Source organism: Nocardioides kongjuensis (assembly GCF_013409625.1).
Taxonomy (GTDB): Bacteria; Actinomycetota; Actinomycetes; order Propionibacteriales; family Nocardioidaceae; genus Nocardioides; species Nocardioides kongjuensis.
Map to the genome: position 1 here is coordinate 1,888,282 of NZ_JACCBF010000001.1, position 26,235 is coordinate 1,914,516.

27 protein-coding genes are annotated in these 26,235 nt (G+C 72.8%); 11 read left to right on the forward strand and 16 right to left on the reverse strand.

The window, feature by feature from the left end; translation table 11 throughout:
* Window positions 1-20 precede the first annotated feature (20 nt).
* Together BJ958_RS09080 and BJ958_RS09085 are read right to left on the reverse strand one after the other, a co-directional pair.
* Window positions 21-1,475, reverse strand: a complete 1,455-nt coding sequence (locus BJ958_RS09080) for an APC family permease (protein ID WP_179726539.1) — start codon at window positions 1,473-1,475, stop codon at window positions 21-23.
* A gap of 40 nt (window positions 1,476-1,515) precedes the next feature.
* Window positions 1,516-2,148 carry a nucleotidyltransferase domain-containing protein gene (locus BJ958_RS09085; RefSeq protein WP_179726540.1) on the reverse strand — a complete coding sequence of 211 codons (633 nt, stop codon included), beginning with the start codon at window positions 2,146-2,148 and terminating at the stop codon, window positions 1,516-1,518.
* An 80-nt stretch (window positions 2,149-2,228) separates the two neighbouring features.
* On the opposite strand from BJ958_RS09085, the gene BJ958_RS09090 reads away from it, so the two are divergent.
* Entirely contained in the window at window positions 2,229-3,008 is a 780-nt protein-coding gene (locus tag BJ958_RS09090; RefSeq protein WP_179726541.1) for an endonuclease/exonuclease/phosphatase family protein, read from the forward strand.
* Here BJ958_RS09090 and BJ958_RS09095 read toward each other — a convergent pair.
* Both BJ958_RS09095 and BJ958_RS09100 read right to left on the reverse strand, forming a co-directional pair.
* On the reverse strand, window positions 2,998-4,203 hold the full coding sequence (locus tag BJ958_RS09095; protein WP_179726542.1) for an amidohydrolase family protein: 1,206 nt from the start codon (window positions 4,201-4,203) through the stop codon (window positions 2,998-3,000). The two genes, BJ958_RS09090 and BJ958_RS09095, sit on opposite strands and share 11 nt — an antisense overlap.
* 4 nt (window positions 4,204-4,207) lie before the next feature.
* Entirely contained in the window at window positions 4,208-5,236 is a 1,029-nt protein-coding gene (locus BJ958_RS09100) for a 6-phosphofructokinase (protein ID WP_179726543.1), read from the reverse strand.
* 47 nt (window positions 5,237-5,283) lie between these two features.
* Here BJ958_RS09100 and BJ958_RS09105 point away from each other — a divergent pair, with 47 nt between their 5' ends.
* Together BJ958_RS09105 and BJ958_RS09110 are read left to right on the forward strand one after the other, a co-directional pair.
* The gene (locus tag BJ958_RS09105; protein WP_179726544.1) at window positions 5,284-6,102 is read left to right on the forward strand and encodes a DUF1028 domain-containing protein; all 819 of its coding nucleotides are present in this window, start codon (window positions 5,284-5,286) and stop codon (window positions 6,100-6,102) included.
* Entirely contained in the window at window positions 6,102-6,710 is a 609-nt protein-coding gene (locus tag BJ958_RS09110; RefSeq protein WP_179726545.1) for a maleylpyruvate isomerase N-terminal domain-containing protein, read from the forward strand. The genes BJ958_RS09105 and BJ958_RS09110 overlap by 1 nt, the downstream gene beginning before the upstream one ends.
* On the opposite strand, the gene BJ958_RS09115 is transcribed toward BJ958_RS09110, so the two are convergent.
* Genes BJ958_RS09115 through BJ958_RS09140 form a run of 6 tightly spaced genes read right to left on the reverse strand, consistent with a single transcriptional unit; the run spans window position 6,697 to window position 11,277 of the window.
* On the reverse strand, window positions 6,697-7,593 hold the full coding sequence (locus tag BJ958_RS09115; protein WP_179726546.1) for a hypothetical protein: 897 nt from the start codon (window positions 7,591-7,593) through the stop codon (window positions 6,697-6,699). The two genes, BJ958_RS09110 and BJ958_RS09115, sit on opposite strands and share 14 nt — an antisense overlap.
* 33 nt (window positions 7,594-7,626) lie before the next feature.
* Entirely contained in the window at window positions 7,627-8,187 is a 561-nt protein-coding gene (locus BJ958_RS09120) for a TetR family transcriptional regulator (protein WP_179726547.1), read from the reverse strand.
* Window positions 8,188-8,239: 52 nt separating this feature from the next.
* Window positions 8,240-8,893, reverse strand: a complete 654-nt coding sequence (locus BJ958_RS09125; protein WP_179726548.1) for a response regulator — start codon at window positions 8,891-8,893, stop codon at window positions 8,240-8,242.
* 47 nt (window positions 8,894-8,940) lie between these two features.
* Complete coding sequence (locus BJ958_RS28455) at window positions 8,941-9,447, reverse strand: flavin reductase (RefSeq protein WP_179726549.1); 507 nt, start codon at window positions 9,445-9,447, stop codon at window positions 8,941-8,943.
* Window positions 9,444-10,571 carry a MacS family sensor histidine kinase gene (gene macS, locus BJ958_RS28985; RefSeq protein ID WP_179726550.1) on the reverse strand — a complete coding sequence of 376 codons (1,128 nt, stop codon included), beginning with the start codon at window positions 10,569-10,571 and terminating at the stop codon, window positions 9,444-9,446. Before macS ends, BJ958_RS28455 begins: the two co-directional genes overlap by 4 nt.
* Window positions 10,572-10,578: 7 nt before the next feature.
* Window positions 10,579-11,277 carry a lysophospholipid acyltransferase family protein gene (locus BJ958_RS09140; RefSeq protein WP_425489757.1) on the reverse strand — a complete coding sequence of 233 codons (699 nt, stop codon included), beginning with the start codon at window positions 11,275-11,277 and terminating at the stop codon, window positions 10,579-10,581.
* 185 nt (window positions 11,278-11,462) lie between these two features.
* Here BJ958_RS09140 and BJ958_RS09145 point away from each other — a divergent pair, with 185 nt between their 5' ends.
* Window positions 11,463-12,251 carry an alpha/beta hydrolase gene (locus BJ958_RS09145; protein ID WP_179726552.1) on the forward strand — a complete coding sequence of 263 codons (789 nt, stop codon included), beginning with the start codon at window positions 11,463-11,465 and terminating at the stop codon, window positions 12,249-12,251.
* Between the two features lie 38 nt (window positions 12,252-12,289).
* Entirely contained in the window at window positions 12,290-12,709 is a 420-nt protein-coding gene (locus BJ958_RS09150) for a hypothetical protein (protein WP_179726553.1), read from the forward strand.
* Here the strand turns inward: BJ958_RS09150 and BJ958_RS09155 are convergent.
* Genes BJ958_RS09155 through BJ958_RS09180 form a run of 6 tightly spaced genes read right to left on the reverse strand, consistent with a single transcriptional unit; the run spans window position 12,657 to window position 17,814 of the window.
* On the reverse strand, window positions 12,657-13,907 hold the full coding sequence (locus tag BJ958_RS09155; RefSeq protein WP_179726554.1) for a glycosyltransferase 87 family protein: 1,251 nt from the start codon (window positions 13,905-13,907) through the stop codon (window positions 12,657-12,659). The two genes, BJ958_RS09150 and BJ958_RS09155, sit on opposite strands and share 53 nt — an antisense overlap.
* Entirely contained in the window at window positions 13,904-14,806 is a 903-nt protein-coding gene (locus tag BJ958_RS09160; RefSeq protein ID WP_179726555.1) for an ROK family protein, read from the reverse strand. The genes BJ958_RS09155 and BJ958_RS09160 overlap by 4 nt, the downstream gene beginning before the upstream one ends.
* A gap of 1 nt (window position 14,807) precedes the next feature.
* Entirely contained in the window at window positions 14,808-15,755 is a 948-nt protein-coding gene (locus BJ958_RS09165) for an ROK family glucokinase (protein WP_179726556.1), read from the reverse strand.
* Window positions 15,752-16,150: a hypothetical protein gene (locus BJ958_RS09170; protein ID WP_179726557.1), complete on the reverse strand. Its 399-nt coding sequence runs from the start codon at window positions 16,148-16,150 to the stop codon at window positions 15,752-15,754. Before BJ958_RS09170 ends, BJ958_RS09165 begins: the two co-directional genes overlap by 4 nt.
* On the reverse strand, window positions 16,147-17,349 hold the full coding sequence (locus BJ958_RS09175) for a TRC40/GET3/ArsA family transport-energizing ATPase (protein WP_179726558.1): 1,203 nt from the start codon (window positions 17,347-17,349) through the stop codon (window positions 16,147-16,149). Before BJ958_RS09175 ends, BJ958_RS09170 begins: the two co-directional genes overlap by 4 nt.
* Window positions 17,350-17,358: 9 nt before the next feature.
* A complete protein-coding gene (locus BJ958_RS09180) occupies window positions 17,359-17,814 on the reverse strand; it encodes an SRPBCC family protein (protein ID WP_179726559.1) in 456 nt (151 codons plus the stop codon).
* Between the two features lie 80 nt (window positions 17,815-17,894).
* Here BJ958_RS09180 and BJ958_RS09185 point away from each other — a divergent pair, with 80 nt between their 5' ends.
* The 6 genes from BJ958_RS09185 to BJ958_RS09210 all read left to right on the forward strand — a co-directional run bounded on the left by BJ958_RS09185 (window position 17,895) and on the right by BJ958_RS09210 (window position 26,222).
* Window positions 17,895-19,685 carry an AMP-binding protein gene (locus BJ958_RS09185; protein WP_179726560.1) on the forward strand — a complete coding sequence of 597 codons (1,791 nt, stop codon included), beginning with the start codon at window positions 17,895-17,897 and terminating at the stop codon, window positions 19,683-19,685.
* Between the two features lie 223 nt (window positions 19,686-19,908).
* Entirely contained in the window at window positions 19,909-20,619 is a 711-nt protein-coding gene (locus tag BJ958_RS09190; protein ID WP_179726561.1) for an RcpC/CpaB family pilus assembly protein, read from the forward strand.
* 7 nt (window positions 20,620-20,626) lie between these two features.
* Window positions 20,627-21,814 carry a CpaE/TadZ family protein gene (locus BJ958_RS09195; protein WP_179726562.1) on the forward strand — a complete coding sequence of 396 codons (1,188 nt, stop codon included), beginning with the start codon at window positions 20,627-20,629 and terminating at the stop codon, window positions 21,812-21,814.
* Window positions 21,815-21,817: 3 nt separating this feature from the next.
* Window positions 21,818-23,350: a TadA family conjugal transfer-associated ATPase gene (locus tag BJ958_RS09200; protein ID WP_179726563.1), complete on the forward strand. Its 1,533-nt coding sequence runs from the start codon at window positions 21,818-21,820 to the stop codon at window positions 23,348-23,350.
* Complete coding sequence (locus BJ958_RS09205) at window positions 23,350-25,302, forward strand: type II secretion system F family protein (RefSeq protein ID WP_179726564.1); 1,953 nt, start codon at window positions 23,350-23,352, stop codon at window positions 25,300-25,302. The genes BJ958_RS09200 and BJ958_RS09205 overlap by 1 nt, the downstream gene beginning before the upstream one ends.
* Window positions 25,302-26,222: a type II secretion system F family protein gene (locus tag BJ958_RS09210; protein WP_246319385.1), complete on the forward strand. Its 921-nt coding sequence runs from the start codon at window positions 25,302-25,304 to the stop codon at window positions 26,220-26,222. The genes BJ958_RS09205 and BJ958_RS09210 overlap by 1 nt, the downstream gene beginning before the upstream one ends.
* Window positions 26,223-26,235 lie beyond the last annotated feature (13 nt).

The window sequence follows — 26,235 nt, forward strand, 5'->3', positions numbered from 1 at the left end:
CGCCCAATCGTACCCAGTGGTCAGTCATCGGTCGGATCGATGTCCATGTGCTCGATGTCGGCGAAGTGACCGCCCTCGGGCTTGTGGAACAGGCGGGTCACCAACCACAGCACGATGCCGAGCCCGAGCAGGCCGGCGGCGATCTTGTACTGGATCATGTCGGCCTCGAGCCGGGCCCACGGGCCGAGCAGGTAGGCGCACAGGATGGCGCCGAGGACCGGCACCGCCGTCGGTGCCCGGAAGGCGTGCGGCCGGGACGGCTCGCGGCGCAGCACCAGGCAGGCGATGTTGACGATGGTGAAGACCGCGAGCAGCAGCAGTGCCGTGGTGCCGGACAGTGAGGCGACGATGGTGCTCTCGGAGCCGAGCCGCACGTAGGTGATCAGCCCGAGGGCCAGCAGGGTGGTGAACCCGATGGCGACGTACGGCGAGCGCCGGCCCGGCAGCACCCTGCCGAGCACCGGCGGCAGCACGTGCTGCTGGGCCATGCCGTAGATCAGCCGGCTGGCCATCAGCATGTTGATCAGCGCGGTGTTGGCGACGGCGAAGACCGTCATGAACGGGAAGACGTCGTCGATCGGCAGGTCCGGGGCGCCGATCTTGACGACGTCGATGAGGATGCCCGCCTCGGCGTTGGTCGGCGTGCCGATCTCGTCGGCGGGGATCACCGCGACGACGGAGACGGCGACGAGCATGTAGATGATCACCGCGATGCCGAGGCCGGTGAGCATCATCCGGGGGAAGATCCGCTCGGGGTCCTTGGTCTCCTCGACCATGTTGACGGAGTCCTCGAAGCCGACCATCGAGAAGAACGCGATCGCGGTGGCGACCGTGGCGGCCATGAACAGGCCCTTGTCGTCGGGGTTCTCGAAGACGGTGATCCGGTCGAGGTTCCCCTCGCCCTTGCCGATCACGTAGAAGCCGATGCCGATGACGATCGCGAGCGCGGACATCTCGACGAGGGTGAGCACGACGTTGAACTTCACGCTCTCCCCCACGCCGCGCAGGTTGATCAGCGCCAGGACCAGCATGAACCCGAGGGCCACCGTGAGCACCAGCCCGTTGCCCGGTGCGTCGTTGCCGAGCCCGATCAGCAGGTTGGAGGCCAGCAGGCCCGAGGACGTCGAGGCGCTCGTGATGCCCGAGCACACGACCGTGAAGGCGACGAGGAAGGTGATGAAGTGCAGGCCGAAGGCCTTGTGGGCGTAGAGGGCCGCACCGGCCGCCTGCGGGTACTTCGTCACCAGCTCCAGGTAGGAGAAGGCGGTGAGCGTGGCGATCGCGAACGCCACGAGGAACGGCAGCCAGGCGATGCCGCCGACCTGTCCGGCGAGCCGCCCGGTGACGGCGTACACGCCCGCACCGAGGATGTCGCCGACGATGAACAGCAGCAGCAGGCCCGGTCCGAGGACCCGCCTCAGCTCCGGCTGTCCCTGCTGTCCGGGCGCCGTGGCGCCGGTGGTCTCCGTCGTCATGGGGTGTCGTTCCTTCCCGAGATTGGAGGTGCTCCGTGCCTCACCTTCGCGCAGGGCGTGGCGGAACGGAAGCATTTGCCGGCGCCGGCGGCATGTCGCCGACCCGTGGCCCGGCGACGTCGAGCGCCTCGAGCAGGCCGAGGAACGCCCGTGCGAAGGGGTTGTCCGCGGTTCCGTGGGCCACCGCGCTCCAGTCCACCTGCTCCCGGACCGCTCGCGCCACCGGCAGCACCGCGGTGAAGTCGCAGGCGTGCTCCTCCAACGACCCGAGCTTGTCGGTCATCAGCACCGTCGCGGACAGCACCGGCATCCGTACCGACTCGACCTCGATCTCGTCCGCGTCGTCGAAGCGGGAGCGCAGGATCGACTCGTTGCGCACCCGGAAGATGACGTCGACCATCGCCTCGTCGACGAACACCTTGAACAGCCAGTCCTCCGGCGGTTGCACGACGTCGAGCCCGGACTCGGCCAGCACGTCCTGGACCCGCGCGGCGTCCTCCTCCGCGATCATGAAGTCGACGTCGTGGTCCGGCTCGGGTCCGCCCCGGGCCCACAGGCCGTAGCTGCCGGCGAGCGCGAACGGCACCCCGGTCTCCTTCAGCAGCACCGCCACCAGCTTCAACGCCTCCCGCAGGTGCCCGGAACCCCGGGCCCCCTCACCTGCCTCGCCCACCCGTCATCACCTCGCGCATCCTCGGCGAGCACGAGGTACCCGCCCGGGTGGGCGGCATCCGGGCGGGTACCACCGGCGCGATGCGCATCGTGACCTTCAACATCCTGGGCGGACGTACCGAGCACGACGACGAGGTCGACGTGGCGGTGCTGCAGGAGGCGATCCGCGACCTCGACGCCGACGTGCTGGCCCTGCAGGAGGTCGACCACCTGCTCCAGCGCTCGGGCTGCGCCGACCTGACCGCCCTCGCCGCCGAGGCGATGGGCGCGCCCCACCACCGGTTCGTGGCCGCCCTCGCCGGCAGCCCGGGAGCGACGTGGACAGCGGCGACCGGCGACGAGCAGCCCCACGACGCGGCGTACGGCATCGCGCTGCTGAGCCGCCTCCCGGTCACCGGCTGGCAGGTGGTGCGGCTGCCGGCCGTCGCGACGCCGGTGCCGATGTGGTTCGGCGGACGGGCCCGCCCGACCTGGGTGCGGGACGAGCCGCGGGTCGCCGTCGCCGCCACCGTCGCGGGCCCCGACGGGGCACTGACCGTCGCGACCACCCACCTGTCGTTCGTGCGGTGGTGGAACGGCCACCAGCTCCGGCTCCTGCTGCGCGCCCTGTCCGGTGCGCCGCGACCGCTGGTGCTGACCGGCGACCTCAACATGGGCCTGGCGCGGGCGGCCAGGCTGACCGGGCTGCACCCCCTGGCCGCGGAGGCGACCTTCCCGGCCCACGGGCCGGTCGAGCAGCTCGACCACGTCCTCGCCGAGCCGGCCGTCCCGGCGGTGGCCGAGGCGCGCCGGATGCGGCTCTCCGACCACCGGGCGCTCGTCGTCGACGTGGACCTCCCGGCGTCGCCGGTCAGGCGCTGAGCGGGACTCCGCGCACCATCACCTCGACCGGACGGCCCAGCGCCGTCGGGTCGGCTGCCAGGTCACCGTCGACGACGAGCAGGTCCGCCGCCAGTCCCGGCCGCAGCACCCCGGTCTCGGCGGCGAGCCCACAGGCGTCGGCTGCCCCGGAGGTTCCGGCGGCGAGCGCCTCGGCCAGCGGCCAGCCGGCCGTCGCCAGGTCGAGGACCGCGCGCCACGCGTTGCCGTGCGCCTTCGTCGGTGCGGCACCGGCGTCGACCCCCGGCACGACGCGTACGCCGTGGGACCGCATCCGGCCGACGTCGACGTACCGCTGGGCGAAGAAGGCCTCGATGTCGAGCCCGACGCGGGCCATGATCTCGACGACCGCGGGCGGCGGCGTGGGCAGCAGCGCCAGGACGGCCGGGTCGTTGCCCATCGTCGGGTCGACGACCACGCCCGCGGCCGCGGTGCGCTCGAGCAGGTCGTCGCTGAGCACGGCGCCGTCGGCCGTCACGCCGGTGAAGTGCTCGATGCCGTCGACACCGGCGGCGAGGGCGACCTCGATCGCCACCGCCGAGTGCGCGTGGGCGAGCACCGGGAGGCCACGGTCGTGGGCGGTCACGACCACCAGCCGCAGCGCCTCGACCGCGAACTGCGCGCCGATCATGTCGCTGCCCGGCGTGAGGAAGCCACCGCCGGCCATCACCTTGACCAGGTCCACGCCGCGGTCGGCGCGCTCGTGGACCGCCGCCGTCAGCTCGGCGTCGGTCGCGGCCTCCCCGCCGAGGTAGTGGCAGTGGCCTCCCGGGGTGGTGATCGGCGGACCGGCGGCGACCACGCGGGGCGTCGCCGGACCGGGCGCGTCCCGGAACGGCAGCGTCCGGTAGCCCCGGTCCCCGAGGTCGCGGACCGTCGTGACACCGGCGGCGGCCTGCGCCGCCAGCGAGCGGGCGACCTGGGCGTCGATCGCGTCGTCGTCCTGCACCCCGACCCGCTCGAGCGCACCGACGCTGCCGTCGGAGACCAGGTGGACGTGGGCATCGACGAGCCCGGGCAGCAGCGTCGCGTCGTACGCCGTGACGGGGCAGTCGTGGGGCACGGCGAAGTCCGCCGGCTCGACGCCGACGATCCGCTCGCCCTCGACCAGCACCGTCGCGCCGCCGGGGAGGAAGCGGTGACCGTCGAAGGCGCGGGGCGCCCGCCAGGCGTGCATCGGGCTACCCGAAGAAGACCTGCGCCTCGGCGTACTCCGCCGGGCTGACCAGCTTGAGCTCACCGGTGCCCTCGACGAGGGGCACCCGGACGATCGACGTGCCGCGCAGGGCCACCATCACGCCGTACTCGCCGTCGGCCACCGCGTCGATCGCCTGCAGCCCGAAGCGGGTCGCCAGCCAGCGGTCGAACGCCGAGGGCGTGCCGCCGCGCTGGATGTGGCCCAGGACGACGGCCCGCGCCTCCTTGCCGGTGCGCTGCTCGATCTCCTGGGCGAGGCGGTCCCCGATGCCACCGAGGCGGACATGGCCGAAGGCGTCCTTCTCGCCGCTGACCAGGGTCATGCCGGTGCCGTCGGCCGGCACGGCGCCCTCGGAGACGACGATGATCGGCGCGTACTCGCTGCGGAACCGGGTCTCGACGTGCGCGCAGACCGCCTCGATGTCGAAGGGCGCCTCGGGGATCAGGACGGCGCTCGCTCCCCCGGCGATGCCGGCATGCAGCGCGATCCAGCCGGCGTGCCGACCCATCACCTCGACGACGAGCACCCGGTGGTGCGACTCGGCGGTCGTGTGCAGCCGGTCGATCGCCTCGGTCGCGATGTTGACCGCCGTGTCGAAGCCGAAGGTGAAGTCGGTGCCGGACAGGTCGTTGTCGATCGTCTTGGGTACGCCGACCACCGCCACCCCGAGGTCGGCCAGCCTCGTGGCGACGCCCAGGGTGTCCTCGCCGCCGATCGCGACCAGCGCGTCGACCCCGGCTGCCGCGAGGTTGTCCTTGATCCGCTGCACGCCGTCGTCGATCGCGAACGGGTTGGTCCGCGACGACCCGAGGATGGTGCCGCCACGGGGCAGGATCCCCCGGCACTGCTCGATCCCGAGTGGCATCGTCACGCCCTCGAGCGGCCCGCGCCAGCCGTCGCGGAAGCCGACGAACTCGAAGCCGTGCTCGTTCACCCCCTTGCGCACCACGGCCCGGATGACGGCGTTCAGGCCCGGGCAGTCACCGCCACCGGTCAGGACTCCGACGCGCATGCGTCCCAACGTACGTCCGGTCCCGGTGAGGTATCTAGGCTCTGGGCATGACCTTCTCGATCGTGGCCCGCTCCGCCGACGGCGAGACGTGGGGCGTCGCCGTCGCGTCCAAGTTCCTCGCGGTCGGCTCGGCCGTCCCCGCCGCCGTCGCCGGTGTCGGCGCGCTCGCGACCCAGGCCGACGCCAACGTCGCCTACAAGGGCCTCGCCCTGTCCCACCTCGACGAGGGCGCCACCGCGCCGGTCGCGCTGCAGCGACTGCTCGAGGAGGACGAGGGCCGGGCGCACCGCCAGGTCGGCATCGTCGACCTCGACGGCAACGCCGCGTCCCACACCGGCACCGAGTGCATCCCGTGGGCAGGCGGCCGCACCGGCGACGGGTACGCCGTCCAGGGCAACTGCCTCGCCGGCGAGGAGGTCGTGGCCGCGATGGAGGAGGCCTGGCTGGCCGGCTCCGCCGACGCGCCGCTCCAGGACCGGCTGGTCGCCGCACTCGCCGCAGGCGACGCGGCCGGCGGCGACCGCCGTGGACGCCAGTCCGCCGCGATCCTCGTGGTCCGCGAGGGTGCCGGGTACGGCGGCCTGGACGACGTCGCCGTCGACCTCCGTGTCGACGACCACGCCACCCCCATCGACGAGCTGGTCCGGCTGCTCGACCTGCACGACCTCTACCTGACCGCCTCGACCGAGGACGAGAAGGTGCCCGTCGACGCCGCGCTGCGCGACGAGCTCGAGGCCTTCGCCACCGCCGCCGGCCACCGCGACTTCCACACCTGGGTCGGTACCGAGAACCACGAGATGCGGGTCGCGCCCGACCTCGCCTGGATCGACCGGCGGGTGCTGGCGATCGTGCGCGGCGACGGCTGATGCACGGGTTCACGTGGGAGGAGTCGTGCACGGCGTTCGCCGAAGCGGCTGGCTGGTTCGTCGCCACGACGGCCGCGGTCGGTGAGCGGTGGGCGGAGCCGGGCCTCGGCGAGTGGGACGTGCGAGCCCTCGTCGGCCACACCAGCCGCGCCCTGCTCACGGTCGAGGAGTACGCCGCCCGCCCCGCCGCGGCGGTCGAGCACCTCTCGGCGGGCGACTACTTCCGAGCCGCACGTGCGGTGGCGAACGGTCCCGACGTCGCCGAGCGCGGCCGCGCCGCGGGCGCCCAGCTCGGCGACGCCCCGGCTCCAGCGGTCGCCGCGATCGCCGACCGGGTGGTGGGCCGGCTCGCTGCCTTCGCGCCCGGACAGCTGGTCACGACCGTGGTGGGCGGGATGCGGCTCGCCGACTACCTGCCCACCCGGACCTTCGAGCTGACCGTCCACACGGCCGACCTGGCGCGGGCGCTCGGGCTGCCGGTCGACGTACCGGACACGGCGGCGGCGCAGTCGCTGGCGATCACGGCCGACCTCGCGGTCGGCAGTGGCCGGGCGGGCGCGCTGCTGCTCGCCGCGACCGGCCGCGACGGCGGCCTCAGCGTGCTCTGACCCGCGCCAGGGACTTCTCCGCCGCATCCCGCTCCGCGCTCGCCGTGCGCAGGTCCGCGCCGGCACCGTCGCGGACCTCCTCGGCCTCGGCCAGCTCCTCCTCGAGCGCCTCGGCCTGCTCCTCGAGATCGGCCAGGCGACGGCGCAGCTCGTCGGTCTCGGCCTCCAGCTGCAACGACCGGGCGGAGAGCCGGTCGACCTCGCCGGACGCGTCGTCGTGGGCGGCCCGCGCGGCGTCGTACTCCTCCTGGGCGGCAGCGAGGCGCTCCTCGGCGGCGGCGATCGCCTTGGCCGCCTTGTCCGGGTCCGGTACGACGTGCAGCTCGGGTGGCCCCGGACGCACGGCCTCGCGTGGCGTCGCGCTGAAGCCGAGCGCCTCCGGCAGCGCGACGGCGCTCGCGAGCGCGTCGGGGTCCATCGGCTCGAGGCCGGTCGTGTGCAGCGCACTGACCAGCAGGCCGCTGCGTACGGCGCGGCCGCACTCGGCGTCGACCATCGCGGCCGTGAGCGTGGCCTCCACCTGCTCGGCGACGGCCTCGGTGACCCGCAGCCCCTCCTCGGCCGCGATCCTGCGGGCCTGGGTGGTGACGGCGGCGGTGACCTGACGGCGCTGCTTCGTCAGCGCCCGCAGCTCGCCGGCCGACATCGCCTGCTGCGCCTCCCGGAGCGCGGCGCCGACGCTGAGGACCTGGTCGACCTGGGCTGCCTCGCGGCGTACCAGCAGGTCGACGACCCAGGCGGCGGTGCTGGGCTTGCGCAGCGCCTTGACCTGCGCGCCGAGCGGCGTGCCCTTGAGCTCCTTCGCCCGGGCGTCGCGCGCCGGCGTGAACTCCCCGAGCGGCAGGGCGTAGAGCTCGTCGGCGATCTCCAGCAGGTCAGCCACGTTCGGAGTCTTCCAGAGTCGTCACGGGCAGGGTCATCGCAGGCCGGCCCCGATCATCGCGACGGTGAGGTCGACCAGGTCGTCGCGGTCGACGCCCTCCGGCCGGGCGAGGGCGATCCTCAGGCAGGTGGAGACCAGGACGCCCATCAGCATGAACACCACCGCCTCGAGCTGCTCGGGGGCGAGGTCGGGCCGGTGCCGCCGCGGGAGGAGGGAGGCCAGCCGGTGCAGGTCGGCCTCGATCTCGGGGAGCACGTTGGCGTTGCTGCCGGCCGGGGTCTGGTTGACCATCGCGGTGATCACGCCGCGGTGCCGCTCGAACCCGTCGACCAGGGTGACCACGACCATCCGCAGCGCCGCGTCGAGGTCGAGCTCGAGCGCGTCGACGACACTGACCATGAGGTCGTCGCTGATCGCGTGCACGGCCTCCTCCCGCAGCACGGCGAGCAGCTCGGTGCGGTCGTTGAAGTAGCGGTAGAAGGTCCCGCTGCTCACGTGCGCGTCCCGGATCACCGCCGACGTGGTCAGCCGGTCGAGGCCGTCGCGGTCGAGGATGCGCACGGCGGTGTCGAGCAGCAAGCGCCGCGTCTGCACCGCGCGGTCCTGTCGGGGCCGGGCCCGCTGTCGCTCAACCACGCCGGTGCGCTCAGTCCTCGTCGGCGTCGAGGCCCTGCTCGATGACGTAGCGCGTCAGCTCGACCCGGTTGTGCATCTGCAGCTTGCGCAGCGTGTTCTGCACGTGGTTCTGCACGGTGCGGTGCGAGATGACCAGCCGCTCGGCGATGTCCTTGTAGGACACGCCCTTCGCGACCATCCGCAGGATCTCGGTCTCACGATCGGTCAGCCGCTCGCCCGGCGGCGTGGCCGGCTCGTTCATCCGTCGGAACTCGCCGAGCACCAGCGCGGCCAGCCCGGGCGTGAAGACGGTGTCGCCGTTCGCGACCCGGCGGACGGCGGTCAGCAGCTCCGCGCGCGAGGCGGACTTGAGCAGGTAGCCGGTCGCACCGGCCTTCACCGCCGCGAGCACGTCGTCCTGCTCGCCGGACGCCGAGAGGATGAGCACCCGCGACGACGGGTCGGCGGCCAGGACCTGCGCGGTGACCTCGACCCCGCTGGGACCGGGGATCTGCAGGTCGAGGACGACCACGCGCGGGCGCGTCGCGCCGAACCGGGCGATCGCCTCGTCGCCTGTCGCCGCCACGGCGACCACGTCGAAGCCGGCCGCCTGGAGGTCGCGCTCGACGGCGTCGCGCCACATCGGGTGGTCGTCGACGACCATCACCCGGATCGGGTCCGTCATGGGCAGGACCCTAGCCCGTGCCCGGCGGACGGGGGCTCGAGGGACGCCTACGGCAGGCGCTGGAAGCGGCCGCGGCGATGGAGCAGCGGGTCGTCCTCGTCGCCGACCACGACCTGCTCCAGCACCGCGGTGACCTCGACCGACCAGCCGACCTCACGCTCCCCCGCCAGCCGGACGCCGGCCCACGTCGTCGCGCCGGCGAGCCGTGGGCCGTGGGTCTCGGTGACGAAGTCGGCCTGGCGGAACGGGCCGCCGGGGGCGGGCGCCGTGCCGGCGAACGCCTCGGCGAGCTGTCGGTCGGCCCAGGTCAGCAGCTGGACCACGCCCCGACCGGACGTGCGCAGCGTGTCGAGCAGGTCCGAGTCGGGGTCGAGCAGCGCCAGCACGGCCGGCTCCGGGCCGAGCGCGACCATCAGCGAGGTGACCGTCAGCCCGGCGCGGTCGTGCCCCTCACCGGCGGTCCACAGGGTCACCGCGCCGCCGACCCGACCGCGGAAGCGCCGCGCCGGGTCCGGGTCGGCGTCGGCGAACGGATGCGTGGTGTGGATGGTCACGATCGCTCCTGCCGACGGGGTACGACGAAGGTCCACTCGGTGCCGTGGGCCCCGGTGTCGAGCGTGGCCGTCCCGCCGAGGTCGGCGACCCGGCCGCGGATCGACTCGACGACGCCGAGCCGCCCCTCCTGCTCGGCGGCCTCCAGCCGGCCCTCGGCGATGCCAGGGCCCTCGTCGCGCACGCTCACCTCGACCCGGTCGCCGAGGTCCTCGACGAGCACCCAGGCGCGGGCATCGGGGCCGACGTGGCGCTCGATGTTGTCGAGGCAGGCGCGCACGACCGCGGCCAGCTCGGTGACGGTGTGGGCGGGCAGCTCGACGACGCCGGCGGGCAGGCCGACCTCGGTGCCGGGCCGGGCGCCCAGCACGCCGAGGGCCCGTGCCAGGTCGGCGTGCCCGGCGAGGGCCTGCGGCGTCGCGCTGAGCGCGTCCTGCGAGCGGATGAGGGTGCGCAGCGCCCGCTCCTGGGCACCGGCCGCGCGCCCCAGCTCGCCTCCCTGGCGCTGGACGAGTGCGAGCACCTGCAGCACGCCGTCGTGCACGGCCCGGGCCAGCCGGGCCCGCTCCTGCGCCGCGGCGGCCTCCCGCTGGGCGAGGTCGCGCTCGGCCGCCATCGCCTTCAGCGACTCGCAGACGAAGCCGACCATCGAGCCGCCGAGCAGGATCAGGAAGACGTTGCCCCAGTCCTTCTGGGCGACGTGCGAGCGGGTGAGCAGGTCGACGGCTCCGAGCAGCACGGCCGCGATCGTGCCGCCCCGCCAGCCGTAGCGCACCGCCCACGCCAGCAGCGCACCGACGATCCAGTAGCCGGGGATGGTGGCCTGGAACCAGGGCCCCTTGACGACCGGCGTCGCGAGGAGCAGGGCGACGGCAAGCGCGAGGTCGACCAGCAGCACTGCGGGGACCCGGCGCTCCGGGGCGGCGTACACGAGGATCGCCACCGCGGTCGCGACCACCATCACCGCGACGCAGACCCAGCCGAGGACCGGGTGGTCGAAGTTGTTGCGGTAGGCGTTGAGGACGACGGTGTAGCCGAGGACGACGACGCGCAGGACCGCCAGGGCCCGGAACATCCGGTCCTCGACGGCGAGGGCCGCCCGGGTGGTCACCGCTCCCGCAGCCACGGCAGCGTCAGGACGCCAGCTTCTTGGGCTCGGACTTCGACTCGGACTTCGACTCCGCCTTCGCGCGCGAGGCGTACATGTCGACGTACTCCTGCTGGGAGAGCCGCATGATCTCGTACATGATCTCGTCGGTGATCGAGCGCAGGATGAAGCGGTCGTTCTCCATGCCGGCGTAGCGGGAGAAGTCGAGCGGCTTGCCGAAGCGCACGGTCGGGCGGGTGATCCGGCCGAACTTCTTGCCCGGGGGCGCCACCACGTCGGTGCCGACGACGGCGACCGGGATGACCGGGACGCCGGTCTCGAGGGTCAACCGCGCGATGCCGGTCTTGCCGCGGTACAGGCGGCCGTCGTGGGAGCGGGTGCCCTCGGGGTAGATGCCGAACAGCTCGCCCTCGGCCAGCACCCGCTTCGCGGACACCAGCGCGCCGGAGGCGGCGTCACCGCTGGTGCGGTCGATCGGGATGTTGCCGGTGCCGCTGAAGAAGTTCTTCTGCAGCCAGCCCTTGATGCCGGGCGAGGTGAAGTACTCGGCCTTCGCGACGAAGCGCACCATCCGCGGGATCACCAGCGGCATGAACAGCCAGTCGGCGTAGGAGAGGTGGTTGCTGGCGAGGATCGCCGGCCCCGTGGCGGGAACGTTCTCGACGCCTTCGGCCCGGGGGCGGAAGACGACCTTGAGCAGCGGCCCGAGGGCGACGAACTTCAAGAACCAGTAGAACAACCTCTTCGGACCTTTCCCCAGGGACCTGGCGCCTGCCCGGACCGGCGCCACTGTCACGGATCCTAGTGGTGCGTCCCGGAAATGGCTCACCCGTCCGCGCGCCCAGGGCACGCCGCCGTGCAAGCCACTCCCGGGACGCACCGCCGGCGTTGGTGCGGCACAATCTCGTCATGCCTGCGAGCACGCCCGACCGTGAGACCGACCAGACCGCCGCGCTGACCATCGCCGCCCGTCCGGAGCTGACGGGCGGGCGCCGGATCGGCGTGCTGCTCAGCCACGGCTTCACGGGCTCGCCCGCCTCGATGCGGCCGTGGGGCGAGCACCTCGGCGCACTGGGGTACGGCGTCGCCGTACCCCTGCTGCCGGGGCACGGCACCACGTGGCAGGAGCTCAACACCCTGCGCTGGGTGGACTGGTACGCCGCCCTGACCCGGGCCTTCGACACGCTGCGGGCCGAGCACGACGCGGTCGTGGTGGGAGGGCTCTCGATGGGCGGCGCGCTCGTGCTGCGGCTGGCGGCGGACCGGCCGGACGAGGTCGCCGGCGTGATGGTGGTCAACCCCGCGGTCGCGACCAGGCGGCTCGACGTGAAGCTGCTGCCGGTGCTCAAGCACCTGGTGCCGTCGTTCCCGGCGATCGCCAACGACATCAAGAAGCCCGGTGTCGACGAGAACGGCTACGACCGCACTCCGCTGAAGGCGATCCACTCGCTGATCCAGGCCTGGCCCTCGCTGCGCGCCGACCTGTCACGGATCACCTCTCCCCTGGTCTACTTCCGCTCCGCGGACGACCACGTCGTCGACGACGCCTCGGAGCCGCTGGTGCTCGGCGGCATCTCGTCGACCGACGTCACCCGGGTCGCGCTGCCGGAGAGCTTCCACGTGGCCACGCTCGACAACGACGCCCCGACGATCTTCGAGGAGTCCGCGGCGTTCGTCGCCCGGGTGAGCGCCGCATAGCCCGGGAACGGCTGCGGCCCGGGGCGTAACCTGAGGACGTGCAACGGGACGACCCGGACTACGACGCCGCCGCCTGGCAGGCGATCGTCGACAACTACGGCGAGCGTGTCGAGCTCGAGACGCCCGACCCGGCCGAGCACGACCCCGGCCCGGCGCCCGACGCCCGGGACGAGAGCCCGTACGACGACGCCTACGACGAGATCGACCTCGTCGAGGAGGACCGCTTCGTGCCCGACCAGCCCCCGCCGGTGCCCATCCCGCCGGCGGACCGCCTGCTCGCCTGGCTGGGCGTGTTCTGCTCGCCGACCATCCTGCTGGTGTTCCTCGTCCTCGGCGTCGGCATGCCGTCCTGGCTCGGCTGGCTGCTGGTCGCCTGGTTCGTGGGCGGCTTCTGCTACCTGGTGATCAGGACGCCGGGGTCTCCGCGTGATCCCTGGGACGACGGGGCACGCGTCTGATCGCCTGCCAGGCCGCTGCCAGGGCCGTGACGCACAGTCCGGCGAGCAGCAGGTTGCGTAGCGCGAGCACGCCCACCGCGGGGACGCTCCAGCCGGAGTGAGCCTCGATGAACGCCCGGTACGCGTGCGGGTACAGGACGTGGGAGAGCAGGGCGGCGACGAGCAGCACGATCGTCCAGCGCGCCAGGCGGCGGCGATCGGCGCCGTCCAGCAGCGCGAGCCCGGCGCACGCGACGGGGAGCAGCCAGAGCAGGTACTGCGGGCTCAGGACCTTGCCGCTGACCACGAAGGCCGACAGCGCGCCCACGGTCAGCCACACCGCGGCAGGTAGGCCCGCGCGGGCGTCCGGGATGCGGGTCCAGGCGAGCCCCCACAGGGCAACCAGCACAGCCGCGAGGAGGACGGTCACGACCGTGGAGACACGGAGCAGGGCCTCGGTCCAGGGCCCGTCGATCTCCCACGCGAGGGAGGGCGCGAAGGAGATCGCGGCGTCGCCGGGCGCCACCGCCCACCGCAGCATCGCCGGCGTGGCCGCGACGGACTCGATCTGGAGGCCCCGGTCGCCCTGGTAGGTCAACGGCGACACGATCCGGTCCCAGCCGCCGACCGCGACGCTCACCACCACCAACCCGAGCCCGGCCACCGCACCCGACAGCACCACCCGCGCCCGGCTCGCGGCCGGGGCCGCGAGGCCGGGCAGCACCAGCGCCGGGCTGTACTTCACACCGGTCGCGAGCACGGCCAGCACCGCGGCACGACGTGGAGCGTCGACCAGGGCGAACAGGGCGAGCGCCACGAGCACACCGGGAACCAGGTCGAACCGGGCATAGCTGATGGCGCCCAGTGCCGGGGTGGCGGCCAGCCACAGGACCGCCGGCATGCCACGTCCTCCCCGGCGGACGAGGGCCGACAGGAAGCCTGCGTCGAGCAGCAGCAGGAGCAGCAGGACGAGGACGTGGTAGGCACCGGTGGCCCCCGCCAGGGAGAGCAGACCGTACGGCGCTGCGAGCAGCAGGAACGCGGGCACCGGGTACTCCGCGAGGGTGCCGCCGACACCCTCGGCGCCGAGGTCGTCGAGACTGGCCCTGTAGTAGTTGAGGTCGGAGATCGACCCCGACTCCCCCGTCATCAGCAGCACCACGAGGGTCAGCCGGGTGAGCCCCCACCACGCCCAGAGCCGCACGGAGGTGGCGCTCACGAGCGGCCGTCCCGCGCGAGCAGAGCCGCGCCGATCGCGCCCGCACCGGGCCCGAGCCGCGCCGGCACGAGCGGTGGCACGGCGCGGTAGGCGGTGCCCTGCAGCGAGCCGGACAGGGCCGTGCGGGCCGGGTCGAGCAGCAGGTCGCCGACCGCGGACACCCCGCCGCCGACGACCACCAGCTCGGGGTCGAACGCCGAGACCAGCCCGGCGGCTCCCACGCCCAGCCAGGTGCCGACCGACGCGAAGGAGCTGAGCGCGACGCGGTCCCCCGCGCGGGCCAGCGCCGTGACCTCCGGGCCGTCGAGGTGCCGGCCGAGCGCCACCCGGGTCACCCGCTCGAGGGCGCGGCCACTGCAGTACTGCTCCCAGCAACCACGCAGCCCGCACTCGCAGGCCAGGCCGTCGGGCACGACCTGCATGTGGCCGAACTCCCCGGCGAGGCCGTGCGCGCCGCGCACGACCCGCCCGTCGAGCACGACCGCGCCGCCGATGCCGGTGCCGATGGTGATCAGGATGGCCGAGCGGACGCCCTGCGCGGCGCCCGCGACGAGCTCGGCGTGGGCCGCGCAGTTGGCGTCGTTGTCCAGCACGACGGGCAGCCCGGTGCGCTCGGCGAGCACACGGCGCACGGGTGCGTCCCGCCACGGCAGGTGGGCGCCGAACAGGAAGCGCTCCCCCTCCGCGTCGACCAGACCGGCGGCGGACACCCCGAGCGCACTCGGCTCGCGGTCGCCGTAGACGTCGCGCGCGGCGAGGGCGACCGCCTCCTCGACGGCGTCGGCTCCCGCGGACCGGCCGGGCATCGGCCGGGTCGCGGTGGCCTCGACCTCGCCGGCAGCGTCGATGCGCACGGCGAGCACCTTCGTCCCGCCGACGTCGACGCCGACCCAGGTCATGTCAGCCGCGCGCCAGGTCGGCCGCGCCGACCACGCCGGCGCGGTTGCCCATCGCGGCCAGCCGGATCTCGGCCTCGGGCCGGAAGCCCCGGCCGGTGAGCTCCCGCTCGAAGGCGGCGCGGATCGGGTCGAGCAGCAGGTCGTGGGCCTCGCTGACGCCACCGCCGATCACCACGACACCCGGGTCGAGCACGGCAGCGAGGGACGCGATCCCCTGGCCGAGCGCGTCACCGAGCACCGCGAGCCGGCCGACGGCGAAGGCGTCGCCGGCCTGGGCGGCCGCCGTGATCAGGGGTCCGTTGATCGCCTCGACGTCCCCACCGGCCCGTGCGAGCAGCCCGCTCGCTGCGGCAGGATCGGCGAGCACGGCCTCGCGGGTGTCGCGCACGAGCGCGGAGCCGCTGCCGTACTGCTCCAGGCAGCCGTGGTTGCCGCACCCGCACAGGCGTCCGTCGGGGACGAGGCGCAGGTGGCCGATCTCGCCGGCGACGCCGTGGGCCCCGCGCAGCAGGCGGCCGTCCGCGATCACGCCGCCGCCCACGCCGGTGCCGACCGTCACCATCAGCTGGTCGTCGTGGTCACGCCCGGCGCCGTACCGGAACTCACCCCAGGCAGCGACGTTGCCGTCGTTCTCGACGACCACCGGGAGCCCGATCAGGCGGCTGAGGTCCGCGCCGAGCGGCTCGTTGCGCCAGGCGATGTTGGGCGCGAAGAGGACCGTGGACCGGTCGGAGGCGATGTAGCCGGCAGCGCCGACGCCGACCGCGGTCACGGGGTGCTCGGCGACCAGCTTCGCCACCAGTCCGGCGACGGCAGCCTCGATAGCGGCCGGGTCGGTGGCCGGGGAGACCACCCGTGCCTCGGCGAGGACGGTGCCGTCCTCGTCGACGACCGCACCGGCGATCTTGGTCCCGCCGATGTCGATGCCGCAGGTCAGGGTGCCGCTCATGGCGTCGGCTCCTCGGGGTCGTCGAGGTCGATCCGCTGCACCTCGGAGGTCCGGGTGCCGCTCTCCGGCGGTGTCTCCATCAGGCTCGCCGCGGCCTGCAGCAGGGAGGATGCCGCCACCATCAGGTGGGCCTTGACCTCGGGCGAGGTCTGCCGGACGGCGTGGACCACCCGGCACACCGGGCAGTACTTGCACTCGACCGCGTCGGTCGCGATGTGCTCACCGACCTCGTGTGCCATCGCCGCGGCCTGTCCGGCGAGGTTGCCGAGTCCGCCGGCAGCGTCTCCCGTGTGCTGCTTCGCGAGGTCGGCGAAGGCACCGAGGAGCTTCATCGCCTCCTCGCCGACGCTGCCGATGTCGTCGGGCTTGCCGCCCGGGGTCTCGTCGTCGGTCATCGGGCATCCACCGGCTCGGGCTCGGCGAACCGCACACGGAGCTCTCCCTCGACCACGCTCGCGCCGGCCACCCGCAGCCGCGCCAGACCGGGCGGCAGCGTCAACAGGCGGCGGTACGAGCCGACCGTCAGCACGAGCTCGTCGCCGTTGCGGGCCAGGTCGACCTCCGAGCGGGACACGTTGGGCAGGGACAGGTGGGCGACGGCTCCCCCGTCGTCGCCGCGGGCGACCCGGAACGGCCCGTCGCCCGCGGGTACGGCGAGCGGGTCGGCGCCGTCGTACAGGTCGGCGGCGAGGACGCTGAGCGCCGGAACCCCCACCGGTTCGGCGGCCTGGTACTCCGAGGTCCACACCGGCAGTCCGCTGAACGACTGGGCGACCTCGCGCAGCACCGCTGCCTGGGCGGTGACCCAGCCCGCACGCCACGGGTCGTCGTCACCGGCCGGGAAGACCCGGTTGGCGACCACGCCGTCGACGCGGTACCCGAACAGGCACAGGCTGGTGTAGGCACGGCGGGCCTCGGCGAGCACGACCTGCTCGGGTGTGAGGACGAGCCGCACCGTCGACCCCGGCCCGGACAGCAGGGCGTGGACGTCGTCGAGCTCGCCGTGCAGGCGGGTGATCGCGTCGAACACGGCGTCACCGGGCATGGGTACGCCGGCCGCCCGGTTGAGCACCGGGCGCAGCGCCTTGACCAGCCGGCGCTGGATCGGCAACAGCCGCTCGAGGTACCAGCCGAGCGCCTCCGGCAGGGCCAGCAGGCGCAGGGTCTCGGCGGTCGGTGCGCAGTCGACGACGATCACGTCCCAGGCGCCGGATCGGGCGTGCTGGCGCAGCTCGAGCAGCGCGAGCACCTCCTCGGCGCCGGGGATGACCGTCATCTCCTCGGCCGCGACCGGGTCCATGCCCACCGCGTCGAGGACCGAGAGCAGGTAGCGCTGGATGTCGGCCCAGGACTGCTCGAAGCGCAGCTGGGCGTCGACCTGCTGCAGGAACAGGCCGGGTGCCACCTCGGTCGGCTCGGCTCCCGGGTGGGTCGAACCCGTCGAGACCGCGCCGTACGCATCGGCCAGGGAGTGCGCGGCGTCCGTCGAGATCACCAGTGTGCGCAGGCCCCGCGCGGCGGCGAGGGCCGCGGTGCCGGCGGCCACGGTGGACTTGCCGACGCCGCCCTTGCCGGTGAAGAGAACGATCCGCACAGGCAGACCTCAGGCGCCGGACTCGACGCGCTTCTTCAGGCCCTTGAGCGCAGTGTCGATCAGGATCTTCTCGCCCTTGCGCTTGAGCATGCCGATCAGCGGGATGGAGACGTCCAGCGCGAGCCGGTAGGTCACCTCGGTCGAGCCGCCGCGCTCGCGCAGCACGTAGGCACCTTCGAGCGCCTTGAGCATCTTGCCCTCGACGAGGGTCCAGGTGACCTGGCGGTCGCCGTCCCAGACGTAGGCGAGCGTGTACTCGTCCTTGATCGGCGAGACGTCCAGCGCGAAGAACACCTCGCGGGCCCGGCCGCCCTGCGCCGGGTCGGCTGCGTCGTAGGACGAGCGCACGTCGGCGACGGTGACGCCCTTGGCCCACTGCGGGTAGGCCGCGAAGTCCGCGATGACGGCCATCACATCGGCGGCGGGCGCGTCGACGACGATCGACGAGGACGTCTGTTCGGCCATGGCCGGAAGGCTACCGGACCCCGGCCGGGCGCCGACGGGTGCCGTCCACGCCGACCCCAACTCGGCGGTAACCTGCACGGGTGCGCGAGTACTCGACCCCGCAGACCATCGAGATCCCGACGACGGGCAACCTCACCGACGACGTGGTCCGCAACGCGGCCGAGGCGCCGCAGGCCGTCCAGTTCGGCCGGGCCAACGCCGAGGGCGGCTGGGACGACGTGTCGTGCGCCACCTTCCTCGCCGAGGTGTCGGCCGTCGCGAAGGGCCTGATGGCCGCAGGCGTCCAGGCCGGCGACCGGGTGGCCGTGATCTCGCGCACCCGCTACGAGTGGACCCTGCTCGACTACGCGATCTGGTTCGCCGGCGCCGCGACGGTGCCGATCTACGAGTCCTCCTCGGAGGAGCAGATCAACTGGATCCTCTCCGACTCCGGCGCCCGTGTCGTGGTCTGCGAGGACGCCGGCCACGGCGCCCGGGTCGAGGCCACCCGCGCCACGCTGCCGGCGCTCGAGCACCTGTGGACCATCGAGGACGGCGCGATCGCGACGCTGACCGAGCTGGGGACGGGCGTCAGCGACGCCGAGCTCGAGACCCGCCGGCAGGCGGCCGGCCCGGGCGACCTGGCGACGCTGATCTACACCTCGGGCACCACCGGCCGCCCGAAGGGCTGCATGCTCACCCACGACAATTTCCAGACCGAGCTCGGCGTCGCGGTCGCCGAGCTCGAGCGGCTCTTCGACGCCGAGGGCGCCTCGACCCTGCTGTTCCTGCCGCTCGCCCACGTCTTCGCGCGGATCATCCAGGTCGGCTGCATCAAGTCCCGCACCCGGCTCGGGCACAGCGCCGACATCAAGAACCTGCTGCCGCAGCTGGCGAGCTTCCAGCCCACCTTCATCCTCGCGGTCCCCCGGGTCTTCGAGAAGGTCTTCAACACCGCCTCGCAGAAGGCGACCGCCGACGGCAAGGGCAAGATCTTCGACCGGGCGGCGGAGGCTGCGATCGCCTACTCACGCGCCCTCGAGGGCGGACGCATCCCCGTCCGGGTGCGGGCGCAGCACGCCCTGTTCTCCCGGCTGGTCTACGGCAAGCTGCGCACGGCGCTCGGCGGCAGGTGCGAGTTCGCCGTCTCCGGCGGCGCGCCGCTGGGCGACCGGCTCGGTCACTTCTACCGCGGGATCGGGGTGACGGTGCTCGAGGGCTACGGCCTCACCGAGACCACCGCCGCACTCACCGTGAACCTGCCCGACGCCCAGAAGGTCGGCACCGTGGGCCGCCCGATCCCGGGCACCGCCGTACGGATCGCCGACGACGGCGAGCTGTTGTTCCGCGGTGGGCAGGTCTTCACGGGCTACTGGAACAACCCCGACGCGACGGCCGAGGCGATCGACGGCGACGGCTGGTTCCACACCGGTGACGTCGGCGAGGTCGACGACGAGGGCTTCGTGCGGATCACCGGGCGCAAGAAGGAGATCCTGGTGACCGCGGGCGGGAAGAACGTGGCCCCCGCCGTCCTCGAGGACCGCGTCCGGGCCTCCGCGCTCGTCAGCCAGTGCCTGGTCGTCGGCGACGGCCAGCCCTTCATCGCGGCGCTCGTCACGATCGACGAGGAGGCCTTCCCCGTCTGGGCCGAGCAGCACGGCAAGACCGGGAAGGTGGCCGACCTCGTCGACGACGAGGACCTGCGCGCCGAGGTCCAGGCCGCGATCGACGAGGCCAACAAGGCGGTGTCGAAGGCCGAGTCGATCAGGAAGTTCGCGATCCTGCCGACGGACTGGACCGAGGAGGCCGGCCAGGTGACGCCGAGCCTCAAGCTCAAGCGGAACGTCGTCATGCGCGAGTGCCGCGACGAGATCGCCGCACTGTACGGCTGACGGCCCCGATCCGCAGGACTCCGGCCCGTACCCCGCGGGACCTCGTGGGACATAGTCCCAACGGACCATCCGCCCGCCGGCGATCGGGCATCATTCTCCCCGAATTGGGGGTTTCGCTCACACCCCGAGCGGTGTCTTCGCTAGGTTCGCAATGCGCTGCAGCCGGGGAGCAGCGAACCATGCACATGGGGAGCGGGAGGGCTCTGAAGTGGACCGTCGCAGGTTGTTGCTCGTCGTGGCAGCGGTGATCGCCGCGCTCGGCGTCGGGCTCGTTTTCGTCTTCGCCCGCAGCGCCGAGTCGCGTGCAGCAGAGAAGTACCAGACGACGAAGGTCGTCACGGTCGCCGCCGGCAAGACCGTGCTTCCCGGCGAGAGCATCAAGTCGGCACTCGACACCGGCAAGCTCGCCGAGACCGCCGTTCCGCAGGGCCAGGTCCTCGACAACGCGCTGCGCCAGGGCGACCTCGGCGACCTCGACGGCAAGGTCGCGCTCACCACCCTGTACGCCGGAGAGCAGCTCCTGTCGACGAAGTTCGGTGGCGTCGGCGACCCGGTCGACGTGGCCTCGCTGCCGCTGCCCACGGGGATGATCGCGAAGCCGGAGTCGTTCGACCTGCCGGTGGGCTCCTTCATCGAGCCCGGCTCCCAGCTCGCCGTCTTCCTGACCGTCAACCCGAGCACGCCCACCTGCCTGCTCATCGACCGCGTCACCGTGATCTCGAAGGGCGCCCAGACCGAGACGGCCACCGACACCAGCGGCGACGGCGTCGCCGAGAAGGCCCCGGCCCTGCACCTCGCCGTGACCCAGGAGCAGTTCGAGTGGCTCCAGGACGGTCGAGAGCGCGGCGAGCTCTCCGTGGCCCTGCTCAACGCAGAGAGCGAGGTCCAGCTCGACAAGACCGGACCTTGCGCCACCATCCGCGACAGCGAGTGAGGACGACATGCCGGTTCTCGTCGAACAGGATCCGTCGCTCGTCGACAGCCTGGTGCGCGCCATGCCCACCGGTTCCCACGCGGTCGCGTCGACCGACCGCGCCGTGGCCTGGCTCGACCAGCACCAGGACGAGTACGTCGTGGCCCTCGGCCCGACCGTCGACCTCGGCGCGGCCCTCGCGACCGCCGAGGAGCTGCGCATCAAGCGCCCCACCGTCAGCGTCGTCCTGGTCCGCCACCAGTTCGACACCGAGGTCCTGACCAGGGCGATGCACGCCGGCATCCGCGACGTCGTCGTCGCGGGCGGCGACGAGAAGGCGCTGACCAGCGCCGTCGAGCGCGCCCACCAGCTCTACCAGGCACTGCGCGGACCGGGCGGCGCCCGTCAGCTCGGCCGGGTCGTGACCGTGTTCTCCCCCAAGGGTGGCGTCGGCAAGACGACGTCCTCGGTCAACCTGGCGCTCGCGCTCACCGACCGCGGCGCCCGCAAGGTGTGCCTGGTCGACCTCGACCTGGCCTTCGGCGACGTCGCGATCACGATGCAGCTGTTCCCGACCCACTCGATCGAGCAGGCCGTCGGCTCGGAGGACTCGATCGACCTCGCCATGCTCGAGGGCCTGCTGACCCGGCACCAGGACTCACTCACGGTCCTCGCGGCCCCGGCCCACCCCGACGTGCGCGAGCGGGTCACTCCCCTGCTGATCTCGCGGATCCTGCGGGCACTGCGCGACGGCTTCGACTACATCGTGGTCGACACGTCGCCGTCGTTCGACGACGCCACCTTGACGGCACTGGACGAGACCGACGAGTGCGTCATCGTGGCGACGCTCGACGTACCGACCCTGAAGAACGTCAAGGTCGCCCTCGAGACCATGGACATGCTGAGCATCGCCCGCGGTCACCGGCACCTGCTGCTCAACCGGGCCGACGACGAGGTCGGCATCAGCGTCGACAAGGTCGAGAGCATCCTCAACATGCCGGTCAGCGCGCAGGTCGCGACGGCCGTCGACATCGCCGCCGCCACGAACGCCGGCACGCCGATCGTCTCGCACAAGCCGGGCCACCCGGCGAGCCTCGCGTACGCGCACCTCGCCGCCGCGGTCACCGGTGAGCCGGTCCCCGCGCCGTCGTCGGGCACGGCCGTGCAGCCCGAGCCGCCCCGCTCGCGCGGCCTGTTCCGCCGGGGAAGGGGCTGATCGATGTCCAGCCTCTCCGAGCGCCTCGCCGCCGCACGTCGCGAGGCCGCCTCGCAGGGTCGCCACGCCGCCACCCCGAGCGCCGACGCCGAGGTCCTCGCCGACGTCGTGAGCGTCACCGAGCAGCCAGCGCCTGCACCGGTCGCGACCCACGCCGTCGTCGAGGCGCCGGCCCCGCACCGCAACCCCGGTCCGCTCTCGTCACGCGCTGCGGCCGCGGCCACCGACGGGAAGCCGGGCCGCCGCATGGCGGGCACCGAGAACGACCGTCTCGAGGACCTCAAGTCCAGCGTCCACACCGAGCTGATCAAGCAGCTCGGCCCGCACCTGTACGACGCCGAGATGGACCAGGACGAGCTCGACCAGACGGTCCGCTCGGTCCTCTCCGACGTGCTCGGCGCCCAGGACCGGCCGCTCAGCGCGGCCGACCGGGTCCGGGTCACCCAGGAGATCACCGACGACATCCTCGGCTACGGCCCGATCGACCCGTACCTGCGCGACCCCGAGGTCTCCGAGGTGATGGTCAACGGCCACGACGACGTCTGGCTCGAGCGCGACGGACGACTGGTCAAGGCCGAGGCGCACTTCGCGGACGAGGCCCACCTGCGCCGCACGATCGACAAGATCGTCTCGCGGATCGGCCGCCGCGTCGACGAGTCCTCCCCCATGGTCGACGCACGCCTGCCCGACGGCAGCCGCGTCAACGCCATCGTCCCGCCGCTGGCGATCGACGGTTCCGCGCTGACCATCCGGAAGTTCTCGACCGACCCGCTCACGGTGCAGGACCTGATCAACTTCGGGTCGCTGACGCCGCAGACCGCCGACTTCCTCGACGCCTGCGTGCGGGGGCGGCTCAACGTGATCGTCTCCGGCGGCACCGGCGCCGGCAAGACGACCACCCTCAACGTGCTGTCGTCGTTCATCCCGACCGACGAGCGGATCGTCACCATCGAGGACGCCGCCGAGCTGCAGCTCAAGCAGGACCACGTCGTGCGGCTCGAGTCCCGCCCCGCCAACATCGAGGGCAAGGGCGCCGTGACCATCCGCGACCTGGTCCGCAACAGCCTGCGCATGCGGCCCGACCGCATCGTCGTCGGCGAGGTCCGCGACGCCTCCGCGCTCGACATGCTCCAGGCCATGAACACCGGCCACGACGGCTCCATCTGCACCCTGCACTCCAACGGACCGCGCGACACGCTCGCCCGCATGGAGACGATGGTGCTGATGGCCGGAATGGACCTGCCGATCCGCGCCATCCGCGAGCAGGTGGCCTCCGCGGTCGACCTGATCGTGCACCAGACCCGGTTCAAGGACGGATCGCGCCGGATCACCCACATCACCGAGGTGGAGCGGATGGAGGGCGACATCATCACCCTCCAGGACATCTTCGTCTTCGACAACTCGGCCGGGTTCGACGAGAACGGCCGGATCCTCGGGCGCCTGCGCTCGACCGGCCTGCGGCCGAAGTTCGTCGAGAAGCTGGCCTACGCCAACGTCGCCGTCGATCCCACGATCTTCCGGACGGAACGCATCTGATGCCCGGGCAGCAGATCGTCCGTCGGGGCGCGGCGCTGCTGGTCGGCCCCGTCATCGCCCTGTTCGTCGTGCTCGCCGGCGCACCGGCGTACGCCGAGGACGGCGGCATCGCCCACGTCGAGTCCACCGGTGACGGCATCCGGATCCTGGTCGACGTCCCGTCCGGAAGCCAGGTCGACCTCGCAGGGGTGACCGCGACACTCGACGGCACGGCGCTGGACGCCTCCGCGAGCCACACGACGTCGGAGTCCGCGGTCAGGCGCACCACGGTGCTGGCCATCGACACCAGCAACTCGATGCGCAAGCAGGGTCGCTTCGAAGCGGCGCAGAAGGCCGCGTCGACCTACCTCGACACCGTGCCCGACGACGTCGAGGTCGGCATCGTGACCTTCGACAGCACCGTCGACGTCGCCCTCGAGCCGACCACCGACCGCGCCGCCGCGCGGACCGTCATCGACGGGCTCTCGCTGCAGCGCAACACGCTGCTGTACGACGGCATCATCGCCGCCACCGACGTCGCCGGCGACAGCGGCCAGCGCTCGATGCTCCTGCTGTCCGACGGCGCCGACGCGGGCAGCACCGCCTCGATCGAGGACGCCGTGGCCGCGATCAAGGACGCAGGCACCCGGGTCACCATCGTCGGGCTGGACCTCGCCGAGGACCAGCTCACCCCGCTGCGCACGATCGCGGACTCCGGCAAGGGCGAGGTGATCACCTCCAGCGGAGCCGCCCTCGCTGCAGCCTTCGCGGAGCAGGCCGAGGCACTGGCCGACCAGGTGCTCGTCACCGCCCCGCTCCCCGACGGGTTCTCCGCCAAGGTCGCCACCGTCGAGGTCAGCCTGCCGACCAGCGACGGCACGGCCGTCGTGGCCCGCAGCCTGGCCACCATCGAGGCCGCGAGCACCCCCGGCGCTGCCGCGCCGCTGCCCACCATCGCCGACCCGGACACCGGCTTCACCGCCCCGGGATGGCTGCTGTGGGTCGGCGTGGGCGTCTTCGCCGTCGGCCTGGTGTCGGTGGCGGTGCTGCTCGTCCCGGCCAAGCCGGCACCGATGAGCATCGCGGACCGTGTGACGGCGTACAGCACGCGGGTGACGGGGGTCGAGGACCTGGCCAGGAGGTCCAGCTCCTCGAAGCCCCAGGCCGACCCCGTCCTCGACCAGGCGAAGGCCGCCGCAGCCGAGATCCTGCAGCGCAACAGCGCCCTCAACGACCGGATGACCCGGCGGCTCACCGCCGCGGGCAGCGAGTTCAAGCCGTCGGAGTGGCTGCTGCTGCACATCGGTGCCGTGCTCGCCGGCGGCGTCGTGGGCCTGCTGCTCGGGCAGGGCAGCATCGTCCTCGGGCTGCTCTTCATGCTCGTCGGGTTCGCGTTGCCGCCGTTCTACCTGCGCTTCATGGCGGGGCGTCGCAAGCGTGCGTTCGACGCCGCGCTGCCCGAGGTTCTGCAGCTGCTGTCCGGCGCGCTGAGCGCCGGCCTGTCGCTGGCCCAGGCGGTCGACACCGTCGTCCGCGAGGGTCCGGAGCCGATCGCCTCGGAGTTCAAGCGCGTGCTGGTCGAGGCGCGGATCGGTGTCTCGATCGAGGACGCCTTCGAGGGCGTCGCCCAGCGCTTCGAGAGCAAGGACTTCGGCTGGGCGGTCATGGCCATCCGGATCCAGCGCCAGGTCGGCGGCAACCTCGCCGAGCTGCTCACCACGGTCGCCTCGACCATGCGCGAGCGCCAGTACCTGCGCCGGCACGTGCGCGCGCTGTCGGCGGAGGGCCGGCTCTCCGCGATCATCCTGTGCGCGCTGCCGATCCTGTTCGCGCTCTTCTTGTTCCTCACCAACCGTGAGTTCCTGCACCCGCTGGTCGCCGACATCCGCGGCTGGATCCTGCTCGGGTTCGGCGTGTTGTGGATGACGATCGGGTCCTTCCTCATGTCCCGCATGGTCAGGGTGGAGGCGTGATGCTGCTCCTGCTCGCATTCCTGCTGCTGTTGGCGGCGATCGCCACGATCGGCGCCGCGCTCGCCAAGGAGGCACCGGACGGTCTCGCGCGAGCGCTCCAAGCGCTGGAGCAGTCTGGCCAGGCCGGTCGCGAGATCGCCCAGGAGGCCGACCGTCCGTTCACCGAGCGGGTCCTGGCGCCCTTCCAGGCCCGCGCTCTGTCCCTGGGTCGGCGCATGACCGGCGCGGACAAGGCCGACCGGATCCGCCAACGCCTCGACTTCGCCGGGAACCCGCGCGGGTGGACCGTCGACCGCGTCCTGTCCATGAAGGTGATCTGCGCCGTGGCGCTGCCGGTCGTCGTCGTGGCCTACGGCGCCCTGCTCGGCGGCTCCTTCACGGTCCTGCTGGTCATCGCCCTGGCGAGCGCCGCGCTCGGCTTCTTCGGGCCCGACCTCTACCTCTACAACAAGGCCTCCCACCGCGCCGACCAGATCAAGCGCAGCCTCGCCGACGCGGTCGACCTGCTCACCATCAGCGTGGAAGCCGGCCTCGGCTTCGACGCCGCGCTGCAGCAGGTCGCACGCAACACCACGGGGCCCGTCGCGGAGGAGTTCTCCCGCGTGCTGCGGGAGATGCAGCTCGGCATGAGCCGCTCGGAGGCCCTCAAGTCGATGGGCGGGCGCAGCAACGTCGACGACCTCAACACCTTCGTCGGATCGATGGTGCAGGCCGACGCCTTCGGCATCCCCATCGCGCAGGTCCTGCGGGTCCAGTCGAACGAGATCCGGGTCAAGCGGCGTCAGTACGCCGAGGAGAAGGCCCAGCAGGTGCCGGTGAAGATCATGGTCCCGCTGATCCTGTTCATCCTGCCCTGCCTGTTCATCGTGGTGATGGGCCCTGCGGTGCTGAACGCGATCGACGCGTTCAACAACAAGTGAGCGGGCTGGTCCG